This window comes from Imhoffiella purpurea (assembly GCF_000585215.1).
Lineage (GTDB): Bacteria > Pseudomonadota > Gammaproteobacteria > Chromatiales > Chromatiaceae > Imhoffiella > Imhoffiella purpurea.
On the sequence record NZ_AONC01000012.1, the window covers coordinates 41664 to 56167 of the forward strand.

General features: G+C 68.0%; 14 protein-coding genes. 6 read left to right on the forward strand and 8 right to left on the reverse strand.

What is annotated here, in order from left to right; all coding sequences use genetic code 11:
* Positions 1-60: 60 nt before the first annotated feature.
* The 4 genes from D779_RS04285 to rlmH all read right to left on the reverse strand — a co-directional run bounded on the left by D779_RS04285 (position 61) and on the right by rlmH (position 3439).
* Complete coding sequence (locus D779_RS04285) at positions 61-585, reverse strand: hypothetical protein (protein WP_043749958.1); 525 nt, start codon at positions 583-585, stop codon at positions 61-63.
* A 133-nt stretch (positions 586-718) separates the two neighbouring features.
* A complete protein-coding gene (rng, locus tag D779_RS04290; protein WP_043749960.1) occupies positions 719-2173 on the reverse strand; it encodes a ribonuclease G in 1455 nt (484 codons plus the stop codon).
* A 68-nt stretch (positions 2174-2241) separates the two neighbouring features.
* Positions 2242-2835, reverse strand: coding sequence for a Maf family protein (locus D779_RS04295; protein WP_198295659.1), 594 nt, complete (start codon positions 2833-2835; stop codon positions 2242-2244).
* 130 nt (positions 2836-2965) lie between these two features.
* Positions 2966-3439 carry a 23S rRNA (pseudouridine(1915)-N(3))-methyltransferase RlmH gene (gene rlmH / locus D779_RS04300; RefSeq protein WP_043749964.1) on the reverse strand — a complete coding sequence of 158 codons (474 nt, stop codon included), beginning with the start codon at positions 3437-3439 and terminating at the stop codon, positions 2966-2968.
* Positions 3440-3687: 248 nt separating this feature from the next.
* Between rlmH and tatA the strand changes: the two genes are divergently transcribed.
* From tatA to D779_RS04330, 6 genes are all read left to right on the forward strand, one after another.
* Positions 3688-3936: a twin-arginine translocase TatA/TatE family subunit gene (gene tatA, locus D779_RS04305; RefSeq protein WP_043749967.1), complete on the forward strand. Its 249-nt coding sequence runs from the start codon at positions 3688-3690 to the stop codon at positions 3934-3936.
* Between the two features lie 49 nt (positions 3937-3985).
* Entirely contained in the window at positions 3986-4309 is a 324-nt protein-coding gene (gene tatB, locus D779_RS04310) for a Sec-independent protein translocase protein TatB (protein WP_043749970.1), read from the forward strand.
* A 97-nt stretch (positions 4310-4406) separates the two neighbouring features.
* On the forward strand, positions 4407-5870 hold the full coding sequence (locus D779_RS04315; RefSeq protein WP_052347821.1) for a citrate transporter: 1464 nt from the start codon (positions 4407-4409) through the stop codon (positions 5868-5870).
* Entirely contained in the window at positions 5867-6292 is a 426-nt protein-coding gene (locus D779_RS04320) for a universal stress protein (protein ID WP_043749973.1), read from the forward strand. Before D779_RS04315 ends, D779_RS04320 begins: the two co-directional genes overlap by 4 nt.
* A 226-nt stretch (positions 6293-6518) precedes the next feature.
* Positions 6519-7700, forward strand: a complete 1182-nt coding sequence (locus tag D779_RS04325; RefSeq protein ID WP_081763321.1) for an efflux RND transporter periplasmic adaptor subunit — start codon at positions 6519-6521, stop codon at positions 7698-7700.
* 13 nt (positions 7701-7713) lie between these two features.
* Entirely contained in the window at positions 7714-10884 is a 3171-nt protein-coding gene (locus D779_RS04330; protein WP_043749975.1) for an efflux RND transporter permease subunit, read from the forward strand.
* Positions 10885-10904: 20 nt separating this feature from the next.
* Here D779_RS04330 and D779_RS04335 read toward each other — a convergent pair whose 3' ends face one another.
* From D779_RS04335 to D779_RS04350, 4 genes are all read right to left on the reverse strand, one after another.
* Complete coding sequence (locus D779_RS04335) at positions 10905-11963, reverse strand: HlyD family secretion protein (protein ID WP_043749976.1); 1059 nt, start codon at positions 11961-11963, stop codon at positions 10905-10907.
* Entirely contained in the window at positions 11960-12622 is a 663-nt protein-coding gene (locus tag D779_RS04340; RefSeq protein WP_198295660.1) for an ABC transporter ATP-binding protein, read from the reverse strand. Before D779_RS04340 ends, D779_RS04335 begins: the two co-directional genes overlap by 4 nt.
* A 5-nt stretch (positions 12623-12627) precedes the next feature.
* On the reverse strand, positions 12628-13755 hold the full coding sequence (locus D779_RS04345; RefSeq protein ID WP_043749980.1) for an ABC transporter permease: 1128 nt from the start codon (positions 13753-13755) through the stop codon (positions 12628-12630).
* A gap of 107 nt (positions 13756-13862) precedes the next feature.
* The gene (locus tag D779_RS04350) at positions 13863-14465 is read right to left on the reverse strand and encodes a DedA family protein (protein WP_043749982.1); all 603 of its coding nucleotides are present in this window, start codon (positions 14463-14465) and stop codon (positions 13863-13865) included.
* Positions 14466-14504: the final 39 nt, after the last annotated feature.

The following is a 14504-nucleotide window of genomic DNA, read 5'->3' on the forward strand; positions in this document are numbered from 1 at the left end:
CCCATGGCTCCAGGGATGGAGACCGACCCGGGATCCGCGGAGCGAAGCGCGAGGCAGGACTCAGCCGTCGGAGCGATGGGCGCTGAGAGAAGCCATCAAGGGTTCGAGTTGATCCAGTACGTGCTTGGCCTGACGCGACGAAAGAAGGCTCGGAAGCGTATCACAGAGATCCTGGATCTCCAGATAAAGATCCTCGGGATTCACGCAGCGTTCGATCCGCTCGGCACGATGCGAGCCGGCCGGACCCAGCGCCCCCAGGATCACGAAGCGCGCGAATCCCTTCGCCTTGTCGAGATTGAATACCTGCGACTCGTTTCTGTCGTCCTGGTTCCGGGCCGAGCGCCGCTCGACCAGAAAGCCATCGGCGACCAGTCTTTGGAACTGATCCTCCAGGTCATCGCCCAGGTTCTCATAGCGCCTCATGAGGTCGCCGAGGGTGCTGCGCCCGTCGACCATGAGCAGCAGCCGCCGCAGCCGCGCCGGCAGCTTGAAGGCGCGGGTCTGGATTTCCTGCAGCCCCTTCTGGGATTTGATGAAGATTTGGCGGGGGTCGAGCGTCCCGCTGGCGACCTGGCTGGGATCCATGGGTGAATAGAGGCACCTCGTCAGGGTTGAGCCAACCCCATATAGGTAGGACCTAAAAGCGCGACAGGCAAGCCGACCGGTTCACGCGCCAGGACGATGTCGGGGCGCCGATCTCTGTGATCCGTGACGCCGGTCAAATCAGCACCACGTCGTATTGCTCCTGGGTATAGAGTGCCTCGGCCTGCAGCCGGATCGGACGGCCGATGAACTCCTCCAGCTCGGCGAGATGGGCGGACTCCTCGTCGAGCAGGCGGTCCACCACCTCCTGCGAGGCCAGCACCAGCAGGGTCTCGACGTCGAACTGGCGCGATTCGCGCAGGATCTCGCGGAAGATCTCGTAGCAGGTGGTCTCCGCGGTCTTGATGGATCCGCGCCCGCCGCAGCAGGGACAGGGTTCGCAGAGCACGTGCTCGAGCGACTCGCGGGTGCGCTTGCGGGTCATCTCGACCAGGCCCAGGGAGGAGACCTCGGTGATGTGGGTCTTGGCATGATCGCGGGCGAGACACTTCTCGAGCGCGCGCAGCACCTGGCGCTTGTGCTCCTCCTCGGTCATGTCGATGAAATCGATGATGATGATGCCGCCGAGATTGCGCAGACGCAGCTGACGGCAGATGGCCTGGGCCGCCTCCAGGTTGGTCTTGAAGATGGTCTCCTCGAGATTGCGGTGACCGACGAAGGCGCCCGTGTTGACGTCGATGGTGGTCATGGCCTCGGTCTGGTCGATCACCAGATGGCCGCCGGACTTGAGACTCACCTTGCGCTGCAGGGCCTTCTTGATCTCCTCCTCGACGCCGTAGAGGTCGAACAGCGGGCGCTCGCCCTGGTAGTACTCGATGCGGTCCTGGATCTCGGGGATGTACTTGGTCGCGAAGGGCAGCGCCTTGTCGACCATGGCCCGCGAATCGATGCGGATACGCTCCACCTCCGGGGTGACCAGATCGCGCAGCGCCCGCAGCGCCAGCGGCAGGTCGTCGTGGATGAGCCCGATCTGGCTGGCATGGCCGCAGCGCTCCTTCACCCCGCGCCACAGCTTGGCCAGGAAGGCCATGTCCTTGAGCAGCGCCTCCTCGCCGACGCCCTCGGCCGCGGTGCGGGCGATGAAGCCGCCGTCGCCCTCGTGCACCTCGACATAGCGCTGGAGGATCTCGCGCAGACGCCGGCGCTCCTCCTCGTCCTCGATCTTCTGCGACACCCCGGTACTGGCCAGGGCCGGCATGCACACCAGATAGCGCGAGGCGATCGAGATGTTGGTGGTGAGCCGCGCACCCTTGGTGCCGAGCGGATCCTTGACCACCTGGACCACGATCATGTCGCCCTCGTGGACCAGCTCGTGGATCTGATCGCCGCGCGGCTCGCCCTGGGGACCGATGATGTCCGAGGCGTGGAGAAAGGCCGCGCGCTCCAGACCGATGTCGACGAAGGCGGCCTGCATGCCGGGCAGGACCCGGCAGACCTTGCCCTTGTAGATGCTGCCCACCAGACCGCAACGCTCGGCGCGCTCGATGATGATCTCTTGCACCACGCCGTTCTCGACGACGGCGACCCGGGTCTCGGGCGGTGTGACGTTGATGAGGATCTCTTCGCTCACGGGGTCTTGGTCTCAGTGGTTTTTTATCGTTTCTTCATAGAGGCTGGCCCAGCGGCGAGAGAAGCGCGTCAGATCGGCCGGATCCCGGCCCGTCGCAACAGTTGTCCCGTCTCGAACAGGGGCAGCCCCATCACGCCCGAGTAGCTGCCCTCGATCGCCTCGACGAAGAGCGCGCCGCGGCCCTGTATGCCGTAGCCGCCGGCCTTGTCGGCGGGCTCGCCGGTCTCCCAGTAGCGACGCGCCTCCCCGTCCTCGATCGGACGAAATCGCACCCGGCTCTCGCTGAGCGCGACCTCCAGGTCCCGGCCCGTCATCAGCGCGACGGCCGTGAGCACCCGATGGGTTCGGCCGGACAGCGCGGCGAGCATGCCGAGCGCCTCGCCCCGATCGCGCGGCTTGCCCAGGACCCGATCGCCCAGCACCACGGCCGTGTCCGCCGCCAGGACCGGCAGCGAATCGTCGGCACCCAGGCGCGCGCGTCCCGCCCTGGCCTTGTCGGCGGCGACCCGCCGCACATAGTCCTCGGGAGCTTCCCCGGGACGGCCCGTCTCGTCCGTCTCGACCGCGAGATGAGCGAAGCGCACGCCGACCTGGGTCAGCAGCTCGGCCCTGCGCGGCGAATTCGAGGCCAAATAAATGTGCGGCCGCCCATCCATGCTCATGCGCAGTGGCTCCGCCCGCTATGATCGGATGTCTTCACGCGCTCCATCCAGGATGTCGTCGAAGCAAGCGGCGGGCCGGGACCGCCCCGGAATCCGCATGCGTTTCAAGTCAGTACCGACCGCGGCTATTTCAACCGCCACGGTGATACGGGTGGCCCTGCATGAGGGTCCAGGCACGATAGATCTGCTCGGCCAGAATCACCCTCACCAGCGGATGGGGAAAGGTCATCGCCGACAGCGACCAGCGCTGCTCGGCGCGCTCGAGACAGTCCCGGGCAAGACCGTCGGCCCCTCCGACCACCAGTGCCCGATCGCAGCCGGAGGCGAGCCAATTGCCGAGATGGCCCGATAGCTGCTCCGTGCTCCAATCCTGTCCGCGCTCGTCCAGCACGGTGATCGCGGCCCCCTTGGGGACCGCCTTGAGGATGCGCCGCCCCTCTTCCTCGCGCGCCTGATTCGCGGATGTGGAACGTCCGCGACGCAAGGGATCGATCTCGATGAGGTTCAGCGAGCACTCGCGCGGCAGGCGCTTGGCATATTCCGCGTAGCCCTCCTCCACCCAGCCGGGCATGCGTCGACCGACGCAGATGAGATGGATTCGCATGAAAAATACGTCTTGCCGCCGACAAAGGCATGTCATCATCGCCTATATGGCCATCCGGCGTAAATCCGCAAAACCTCCGCTTCCGAGACGGCTCGGCTTTCGGTTATGATTTCGAGGATCGACCATCCGGGCGGAAGACTGAGCGCCCGAAGCGGCGAGCCGCCGGACAACCAAGCCGGCGTGGGCGGTCGTCGCGAACGAACGAGAGACCATCAGGCGCGCGATCTGCGCGGCGGAGACATTGACGCATGGGAATCGGCGGCATCAGCATCTGGCAACTTCTGATCGTTCTGGTCATCGTTCTGCTGTTGTTCGGGACCAAGCGCCTCAAGAACGTCGGCTCGGACCTCGGGGACGCCATCAAGGGCTTCCGCCGCTCGCTCTCGAGCACTGACGAGGAGGAGACGCCGAACGTCTCCGATCCGAGCGCGTCCAAGCGAACCGCCGAGCGGACGAGCTCCAACCCGCCGCCCGACCGCGACTCCGAGCGTGCCTGAACCCTTCTCGAACCCCGTCCCCTCATGAAACCTAGGTTGACGATACCCCATGTTCGACGTCGGCTTCACTGAACTGCTGCTGATCGGCGTGGTCGCGCTCGTGGTGCTGGGCCCCGAGCGCCTGCCCCGGGTGGCCCGCGTGGCCGGCATGTGGGTCGGCAAGGCACGCCGCACCCTGTCCTCGGTCAAGCAGGAGATCGATCGCGAACTCAAGGCCGAGGAGCTCAACCGCATCCTCGACCGGCAGTCCAGAATCGACCCGCTCGAAACCATTCTCGAGGAGCCCGCGAAGACGCCGACCCCGGAGTCTCGCCCGCCCGAGAAGACCACCAATTCGACTGCCACCAAGCCGGATCAGCCAGCGCGCGACTGAAGGCCCAAGGACAGCCAACCTTGCGCCGCCGCGACCTCCTCGATTGTCGGACGGCGAGATATTCCATCCGACCATTCCTCAACGACGAGGTCCAACCTTGAATCCCTTGCCCAATCCCAGTTCCGCGAATCCGGACGCCAAGCATTCCAGCCTGCCCTGGCGCCGATCGATCGTCGCCCTCTTCATGCTGGTCGCGCTCGCCATGCCGTTGCTGCTCTACGCGGCCCCGGTCGGAAACCCGATCAGCATCCTCGGCATCCGCATCGAATTCATCCTCTTCGCCCTGACCCTGCTGGGCGTCGCCTTCTTCCACAATCACACGCTCCTGGTGGCGCTCGCCGGACTCTCGGCCATCACCGCCTACAAGTGGCACATCGCCGGGTTCGAACAGGGCCTGGGGCTCGATGGGCTGCTGCATCATCTGGGTCACGAGTGGGTCATCCTGACCAACCTGCTGGGCCTGCTGCTGGGATTCGCGCTGCTGGCGCGCCACTTCGAGGACAGCGGCGTGCCGGACGCCCTGCCGCGCTTCCTGCCGCAGGGGGCGTTCGGGGCCTTCACCCTGCTGTGCCTCATCTTCGTGATGTCGGCCTTCCTCGACAACATCGCCGCCGCCCTGATCGGCGGGACCATCGCCGCCAGCGTCTACAAGTACAAGGTCCACATCGGCTATCTGGCCGCCATCGTCGCCGCCTCCAACGCCGGCGGAGCGGGCAGCGTCGTCGGCGACACCACGACCACCATGATGTGGATCTCCGGCGTCGCCCCGTATCAGGTCCTGCACGCCTTCATCGCCGCCGGCGCGGCCCTCCTGCTGTTCGGCATCCCGGCCTCGATCCAGCAGAGCCGAACCGCGCCCATCGTCCGCGACACCTCCACCGAGGTGCGCATCGATTGGGACCGACTCTGGATCGTCGGCGGCATCCTGGCCGCGGCCGTCGCCACCAACGTGATCGTGAACTGGGCCTTCAAGGACATCGCCGAGAGCTTCCCCTTCCTCGGCGTCGCGGTCTGGGTCGCCATCCTCGCCGCCATGCGGGTGCGTCAGCCCGAATGGGGCCTGTTGCCTGAGGCCCTCAAGGGCAGCCTCTTCCTGCTGTCGCTGGTCTTCTGCGCCTCGCTGATGCCGGTCGAGGAGTTGCCCGAGGCATCCTGGTTCTCGGCCATGATCCTGGGCTTCGTCTCCGCAGTGTTCGACAACATCCCGCTGACGGCCCTGGCCATCCAGCAGGGCGGATTCGACTGGGGCGTCCTGGCCTTCGCGGTCGGCTTCGGCGGCTCCATGGTATGGTTCGGCAGCTCCGCCGGCGTGGCGCTCTCCAATATGTATCCTCAGGCGAAGTCCGTGGGCGCCTGGCTGCGCAACGGCTGGCATATCCCGATCGGCTATGTGGCCGGCTTCGCGCTGCTGATGCTGACGCTCGGCTGGCATCCGGAACCACCGCATCATGCCAGCGACGAGGCCAGCGCCTCGGCCGACCACCCGGCCTCGCTGACGGCCCCCGAACCCCAGGCACAGCTCGCCTTCCACGCCCCGAACGGGCAGGAGTCGTTCCAATGATCAAGTTTCTGGTCCCGGTCGATGGCTCGGAATTCGCGGATCGCGCCGTTCAGCACCTGATCAAGCTGGCCCAATGCCAGCAGCCGGCGGAGATCCATCTGCTCAACGTGCGCAGTCCGGTCGACGCCTGGGAGGTCAAGCGCTTCCTCAGGGCGGAGGAGATCGCCAAGGCCCAGCAGAGCGAGGGCGAGAGCGACATGCAGTCGGCCCGAGACCTGCTCGATCGGGCACAGATGCCCTACACCCCCCATATCATGGTCGGTCCGGTCGCTCAGACCATCGCCCAGCTCGCCAAGGATCTGAACTGCGACGCCATCGTGATGGGCACCCACGGCCGGGGCGAACTGGCGAACCTGGTCATGGGATCCATCGCCGCCAAGGTCATCCATCTGGTGAAGATCCCGGTCACCCTGGTCAAGTGATCGAACCTTAGGATCCGGCCGCGGTCGAAAGATGGCCGCGGCGCCCAGCGCGGGGACGGCGAATCGCGCGCCCCGAACGCAGACCCGCGTCCACGCCCCTCGGCCCGCGTGGCTCGCGACATAACCATAAGAAGGCTCACGAGGAACGGACCCGTACCTCCATTGAGGCACTGGCTCACCCGCCCCCATTTCGAGGGGCATCAACGGCAATGCACCCATCCGTCAGATGTTGCGACGACTCTTACCCCTCCTGATCCTGCTCGCCGGATTCGGGACCTTCTTCATCCTCAAGGAAACCCGTCCGACGCCTCGGCCGGTCGAGCCCAAGGAGCGGGTCTGGCGCGTCCAGACCCAGCCGGTCGCCCCAGCCGACCACCAGCCGCTGCTGTCGCTGTTCGGGCGGGTCGAGGCCCCGGACCGTATCCGCGCCTCGGCGCCCGTCGAGGGACGCCTGATGGAGGTTCCGGTGCGCGACGGCGAGCGCGTCGCGGCCGGCGCCCTGATCGCCCGGCTCGATCCGCGCGATCTGCAGCCCAGACTGCTCAAGGCCCGCGCCGAGCTGAAGAAGGAGCGTCTGCGCCAGACCCACGACCGCGAGGCGCTGGACCAGGAACGCGAGCTGCTGCGTCTGGCCGAGGCCGCCCTGGGGCGTGCCGAGCGAGTACAGTCGAAACAGCTGGGCTCGGTCTCGAGCGTCGACGAGGCGCGCGAGTCGCTCGCCCGGGCGCGCCTGTCCGTGACCCTGCGCGAGCAGTCCATCGCCGAGCAGCCCGCTCGGATCGCCATCCTGGAGGCCGCGCTGGCCGAGGCCGAGCGCGACGCCGCGCGCGGCGAGATCCGCGCCCCCTTCCCCGCCCGCATTGGCGTGGTCGAGGCCGCCCCCGGGGATCAGCTCAAGGCCAACCAGGCCATCCTCACCCTCTATCCGCTCGACGGGCTCTACGTCCGCGCCAAGGTGCCCGGCGCCTACGGACCCGAGCTGCGCCAGGCGCTCGCCGAGGGTGCCCGACTGGAGGCCCGGGGCGAGCAGGCCGGACGCCGGGTCGCCGCCGTGCTGGAGCGCATCTCGGGCGAGGCCGACGCCCGCGGGGTCGACGCCCTGCTGCGGCTCGCCCCGGAGACCGAGCTTCCGCTCGGCGCCTTCGTCGAGCTGCAGCTGCAGCGCCCGGTCGCGCCCGGCACCATCGCCGTCCCCTTCGCCGCCCTGCACGGCGGCGACCGGCTCTTTCTCGTCGAGGACGAGCGGCTGCATGGGGTCCGGGTCGAGCGCGTCGGCGAACTGGACGACCGCGGCGGTGCCAGCGGCCTCCAGGTGGTGCGCGCACCCGATCTGCCCGCGGACGCCGAGGTGATGGTCACCCACCTGCCCAACGCAGTCGAGGGGCTCAAGGTGGAGTCGATCCAGTGACGGAGCGCCTGCAGTGAGCCTGGATCCGATCGCGGTCTTCGCCCGTCACCGGCTGCTGGCCAACCTGCTGATGGGCGTCATCTTCATCGTCGGCGCCATCGCGCTGAGCCGCATGAACGTCCAGTTCTTCCCGACCTTCGAGCTCGACATCATCTCGGTGCGCGTGGTCTGGAGCGGCGCCGCCGCCGAGGACGTGGAGAACGGCATCGTCATCCCGCTCGAGGAGCGGCTCAAGACGGTCGACGGGCTCAAGAAGCTCACCTCGACCGCCGCCCAGGGCATCGCCAGCATCTCGCTGGAGCTGAACGAGGGCACGGACCCGCTGCTGGCGCTCGACCAGGTCCGCCAGCGGGTCGACGAATTCCGCAACCTGCCCCAGGAGGCCGAGACGCCCCAGATCGTGCGGGTCTCGCGCTACGACTCGGTCGCGCGGCTGCTGGTCTCGGGTCCCAACCTGGCCGACCTGCGCCCCTGGGTGCGCCAGTTCGAGCGCGAGCTCCTGGCGCGCGGCATCGACCGGATCGACATCGACGGAATGCCCGAGGAACGGATCGCGATCCAGGTTCCGGGCGCCGCGCTGGAGACCCTGGAGCTCTCGCTCGAGGGCATCGGCCAGCAGATCGACCGCTTGGCCCGCGACATCCCCTCCGGCATCGCGGGCGACGCCGACGGCGCGCGCGAGCTGCGCGGCCTGGAGCAGCGACGCGACCCGCTCGCCTTCGAGGACCTGGCCGTCCTCAGCGACGACCGCGCCCTGATCCGGCTCGGCGACGTGGCCACCATCGTGCGCGAGGCCCGGCCCGGCAGCCTGACCCTCTCCGAGATCCAGGACGGGCCGCCGGGGAAGGCCGCCGAGTCGGACGGCCCCGCCACCATCGAACTGCTGGTGCAGCGCGCCGAGACCGGCAACTCGCTCACCGCCGCGCGCATCTTCGACAGCTGGCTGGAGGACACCCGCCCCACCCTGCCGCCGAGCATCCAGCTGACCGTCTTCGACGCCCAGTGGCGCACCATCAATGGCCGTATCGACCTGCTCGTGCACAACGGGCTGCAGGGATTCACCCTGGTACTGCTGATCCTCTTCGTCTTCCTGCCCGGACGGGTCGCCTTCTGGGTGGCGATGGGCATCCCGACCGCCTATCTGGCCGCCCTGACCCTGCTCTGGGCCTTCGGCGGCACCATCAACATGATCAGCCTCTTCGGCCTGCTGCTCACCCTCGGCATCATCGACGACGACGCCATCGTGATCGGCGAGTACGCCGAGTCCCGCTACCGTCTCGGCATGGCCCCGGCCGAGGCCGCCATCGCCGGCGCGCGGCGCATGTTCTGGCCGGTCATGGCCTCGGCCATGACCACCATCGCCGCCTTCCTGCCGCTGATGCTGGTCGGAGGCATCATGGGCAACGTCCTGGGCGACATCCCCTTCGTCGCCGTCATGGTGCTGATCGCCTCGCTGGTCGAGGTCTTCCTGGTGATGCCGGCCCATCTGCGCGCCGCCTTCTCCCATCACGTCCGCCAGGAGATCCCCGCCTGGCGCCAACGGGTCGACGCCGGATTCGACCATTTCCGCGACCGCCTCTACCGTCCGCTGGTCACCAAGGCGGTGCACAACCGCGGCATCACCGTCAGCCTGGTCGCCGCCATGCTGTTCCTGGCGATCGGACTCATCGCCGGCGGGCGTCTCCAGTTCGTCTTCTTCCCCACGCCCGAGCCCCAGGCCGTCTTCGCCAACGCCACCTTCGTCGCCGGCACGCCGCGCGAGCGGACCGCCGCGTTCCTGGACGAGATGGAGCGGGCACTGCAGGAGACCGAACGCGAGCTCGGCGGCAACCTGGTCGAATCGGCCGTCGCCCGGCTCGGCGCGACCGTCTCGGTCGACGTCGGCGCCGGGGCCAAGGGCGATCAGCTGGCCTCCATCCAGGTCCAGCTGGTGCCGTCCGAGGAACGCGAGGTGCGCAACGAACGCTTCCTCAAAACCTGGCGCGAGAAGGTGCGGATGCCGGCCGGGCTGGAGAGCCTGGTGATGTCGGCACGCCGCGCCGGTCCGCCCGGACGCGACCTGACCGTGCGGCTCACCGGCGACGACGCCATGCGGCTCAAGTCGGCCGCCCTGGAGCTGGCCCAGAGCCTGGAGAGCGTGCCCGGCGTCTCGGACATGGTCGACGACATGCCCTACGGCCGCGAACAGCTCATCTATCGCCTGACACCGGCCGGACAGGCGCTCGGGCTCACCACCGAGTCCCTCGGACGCCAGCTGCGCGCCGCCTTCGACGGCTATCTGGCCCAGCTGGTCCAGGTCGGACAGGACGAGCTGGAGGTGCGCGTCCTGCTGCCGCGCGGCGAGCGCACCCGGCTCAGCGCCCTGGAACAGCTGCTGATCCGCGCACCCGACGGCCAGTTCGTCCCCCTCAGCACCGTCTCCGCCTGGGAGACCCGGCGCGGATTCGAGGCCCTGCGTCACTCGGCGGGACGGCTGGCGGTCGAGGTCTCGGCCGACATCGACCGGGCGCTCGCCACCCCGGACAACGTGCGCGAGGCCATCTCGCGCGAGCTCCTGCCCCGCCTGGCCCACGACTACGGCATCGAGTACAGCTTCGAGGGCCGCGCCGCCGACCAGCGCGAGACCCTGGGCGACATGAAGCTCGGGCTCGTCCTGGGGCTGGGAATGATCTACATCGTCCTGGCGGCCATCTTCTCCAGCTGGGGCTGGCCGCTGGTGGTCATGACCGCGATCCCGCTCGGACTCATCGGCGCCATCGCCGGACACTGGCTGCTCGGAATCGACCTCACCCTGCTCTCGCTCTTCGGGCTGTTCGGGCTCTCGGGCATCGTGGTCAACAACGCCATCATCCTGGTCAGCATGTACCACGAGCTGCGCGAGACCGGCATGGAGATCGACGAGGCCCTGATCGAGGCCGCCTGCTCGCGCCTGCGGGCCATGATCCTGACCTCGGCCACCACGGTCGTGGGCCTGGGACCGCTGATCTTCGAGACCAGCCTCCAGGCCCAGTTCCTCATCCCCATGGCCGTCTCCCTGGCCTTCGGCGTGACCTTCGCGACCCTGCTGGTGCTGCTCTTCACCCCAGCGCTGCTATCGCTGCACGAGAGCCTGCACCAGCGCATGAGCCGGCTCTGGGGCTGGCTGGGCGGAGAGGAATCACGCAAGCCGGTGACGAGTTCCTGATCCGAACGGACAATCGAGGCTCAATCCCCCTTGACTGAATCGGGGGAATCGAGCACGAAATAGGTGTCCACGCGCAGCCCCACCGGCAGGTCCGAGCCCGGATCCAGATCGACCAGCACCTCCAGCACGCGGGTATCCAGACGCTCGTCCGGCCGCTCGCTGCGCAGACCCTTGCGTCCGACCAGCACCCCCACCCGCGACACATGCCCCGCGAAGCGCCGCTCGCCGTAGGCGTCGGCCCTGACGTAGGCACACTGACCGGGACGGACGAGCGCGATGTCGGCCTCGTCGACCTCGGCGCGCACCCTCAGCACCGAGAGATCGCCGACCGTGACGATGGGCGTCTCGAGCATCTCGGTGACCAGCTCGCCGGCATGACGCAGCTTGCGCAGAACCATGCCGTCGACCGGGCTGCGCACGAAGGACTTGTCGAGGACGGCGCGCGCCTCGGCGAGCCTGGCCTCGGCCAGGGCGACCTCGGCCTCGGCGCGGGCCTGCTCGTCCGCGCGCGGCGGACTCTCGATCACCTCGCGCTGGAAGCGCACCCGCGCCAGCCGGGCGAGCGCGACCTGCTGCTCGCTGCGGGCACGGTCGAGATCCTGCCGGCTGCCCAGATCGCGCCGGGCGAGCCCCTGCTGGCGCTCGAGCTCCTGCTCGGCCAGCGCCAGCACCGCCTCGGCCTCCCGGACCTCGGCCTCGGCCTGATCGCGCTCGGCCTGACGGGCACCGTTGATCAGCCGGTCCAGACTCGCCCGGGCGATCGCCAGCGAGGCCTCGGCGCCCCGCACCCGCGCCCTGTGATCGGCGTTCTCCAGGGTGGCCAGCACCTGGCCGCACCGGATGGGATCGCCCTCGTCGACCTCGACGCTGGCCAGACGCCCGGTCATGGCCGCCGCGATCTGCATCTCCTCCGAGCGCGGCTCGACCCGGCCGAGCGCGGCGACCTGGGTGCGGGGCACAGGAACCGGAAGGTGCGATCCGCGTCCCCCATTCGACACACCGTCCCCACCGGCGATGGACAGCCAAACCGGAATGCCCAGAGCCGCGATCGCAACCGCGCCGGCCAACCAGCGTTTCACTGCAGAATCCTCCCATCGGCAATACTGACCACCCGGTCGGCCATCCGCGTCACCCGCGGGTCGTGCGTCACCATGACGACGGCCCGCCCCTCCTCGCGGGCGATCCGCCGCAGCAGCTCGACGACCGCCATGCCGTGCTCGGTGTCGAGCGCCGCGGTCGGCTCGTCCGCGAGCAGGATGGACGGATCGCCGGCCAAGGCGCGGGCGATCGCCACGCGCTGCTTCTCGCCACCAGAGAGCTGACGTGGATAGCCGTGCCGCCGCGGCGCCAGACCAACCTCGGCGAGCAGCGTATCGGCCCCGTCCAACGGATAGCCCTTGAGCTCCAGCGCCAGCTGGACGTTCTCCAGGGCCGTCAGGGCCGGGAAGAGATTGTAGTGCTGGAACACGAAGCCCATGTGGGACAGGCGCAGCCGGGCGCGCTCGGTCTCGGAGAGCGGGTCGAGCGCGATACCCTGCACCTGAACCCGTCCCAGGGTCGGGCGCAGCAGGCCACCCAGCACCATCAGCAGGCTCGTCTTGCCGCTCCCGGACGGACCCATCAGGGCCAGCATCTCGCCCGACGCCAGGCTCAGATCGACCCGGTCCAATGCGTGAACCGCCGTGGCACCCTGTCCATAAATGAGCGAGACCTCCTCCGCCTGAATCGCCGGTTTCATGGACATCACCGCTGGAAGACCATCGCCGGATCGATCCGCATCGCCTTGCGGATCGAAACCACGGCCGCCGCGACACACATGGCGAGCGTGAGCAGGAACAGCCAGGCGGCCATCGCGGGCGAGACCACGACCAGCACGGTCCCGGTCTCGCTGGCCTCGGCCAGCGCCATGGCGATCGAGATCCCGAACAGATGGCCGATGGTCGCGCTGATGACCGCCTGCCCCAGGATGACCCGATAGATGAATCCGCTCGGCGCGCCCATGGCCCTCAGGGTCCCGAACTCGGTGAGATGGTCGACCGTAGTGGCATAGAGCACCTGGGCCACGATCACCACCCCGACGACCACGCCCAGTATGGCCGAGACCAGCACCGAGGCCCCGGCCCCCGTGGTGAAGACCCAATAGTCCCGGGTCAGCGCGGCGAGTTCGTCGACGCTATGGACGTCGGCCTCCGGCAGGATGGCCTTCAGGGTGGCCTGCACCCGGACCGGATCGCACCCGGGCTCGACGTCGACCAGGACGTAGTTCCAGTCGGACGCCTCGAAGTTGCCCATGCGCTGCGCCGTGCGCGCGGCGGTGAAGACCCAGGGCGAGGTGGTGAAGGAGCGGATGCCCTGGGTCATGCCGACGATCCGCGCGCGATGGCGGTTGATCTCGACGCGGTCGCCGATCCCGGAGACGCCCAGCTTGTCGGCATAGATATGGTCGACCACGATGGAATCGGACCGCCGCAGATCCTCGAGATCGCCGTCGACCAGATTCCAGGGACCGGCCAGACCGCTGTTGAGATCGAAGCCCACCAGGAAGACGCTCTCGTCGCCCCCTCCGGGCTTTTTCCAAGGAACGAACTGAGTGACCAGACCCTCGGCCCGGTCGACGCATTCGAGCGACTTGGCCGCGTAGAGCTCGCGGTCGTGGATGGGGACCGTGATCTCGAAATTGCGCGTCCCCTTGGCCATGATCCAGAGATCGGCGTTGGTGTGACGGATGACGGTGGTGGTGCTGGTGGTGAAGCCTTGATAGAGCCCCAGTTCCATGGCGATCAGCACCACGGCGAAGACCACGCCCACCATGGTCACGATGAAGCGCGAGAGATCGTGGGTCAGGTTGCGCCAGGCGAGCACCCCGGCCATACCGAGCCCCCAGCGACCAAGCCCCCGGGTCCACGAACTCACCGGAGACGGAAAGACCCCGAAGGACGGGGGTGCTCAGAAAGGCGCGAACCCATCGCGGACGCCCCTCAAACGGCCTGACGGCGCTGCCACAGGTAGTAGCCGATCAGGGTCAGAACCACGAACCCGAGCGCGGCACCGGTCACCAGTGGCAGATTGCGTTGCAGCAGTTCCTCGTTGCCGCCGATGAAATAGCCGAGCGCGATCAGAACCGCCGACCAGAGTCCGGCGCCGAGCGCGGTGTAGGCCGTGAAGGTCGGCAGACGCATACGGCAGAGCCCGGCGGGCAGGGAGATCAGCTGGCGGATCCCCGGAATCAGACGGCCGGTGAAGACGGAGATGGCGCCGTGCCTGGCGAAGAAGGCGTCCGACTTGTGCAGCATCGTGGGACGGATGAAGAAATACTTCCCGTAGCGCTCCAGGACGGGCCGTCCGAGCATGAGTGCGAAGAAGTAGTTGAAGAAGGCTCCCGCCAGACTGCCGGCCAGCGAGGCGGCCAGGATGAGGCCCAGGTCCATCTTGCCCTGATAGGCGAGATAGCCCGCCGGGATCAGCACCACCTCGCTGGGAAAGGGGATGAAGGAGGACTCGATCGCCATCAGGGTGAAGACACCCGCGTACCCCCAGCCATGGACCGTCATCAGGATCCAGTCGATGAATTCGTGCAGCATTCCAGAGAGACCTCGGTCGGATTGTAATTGGGATTCGTC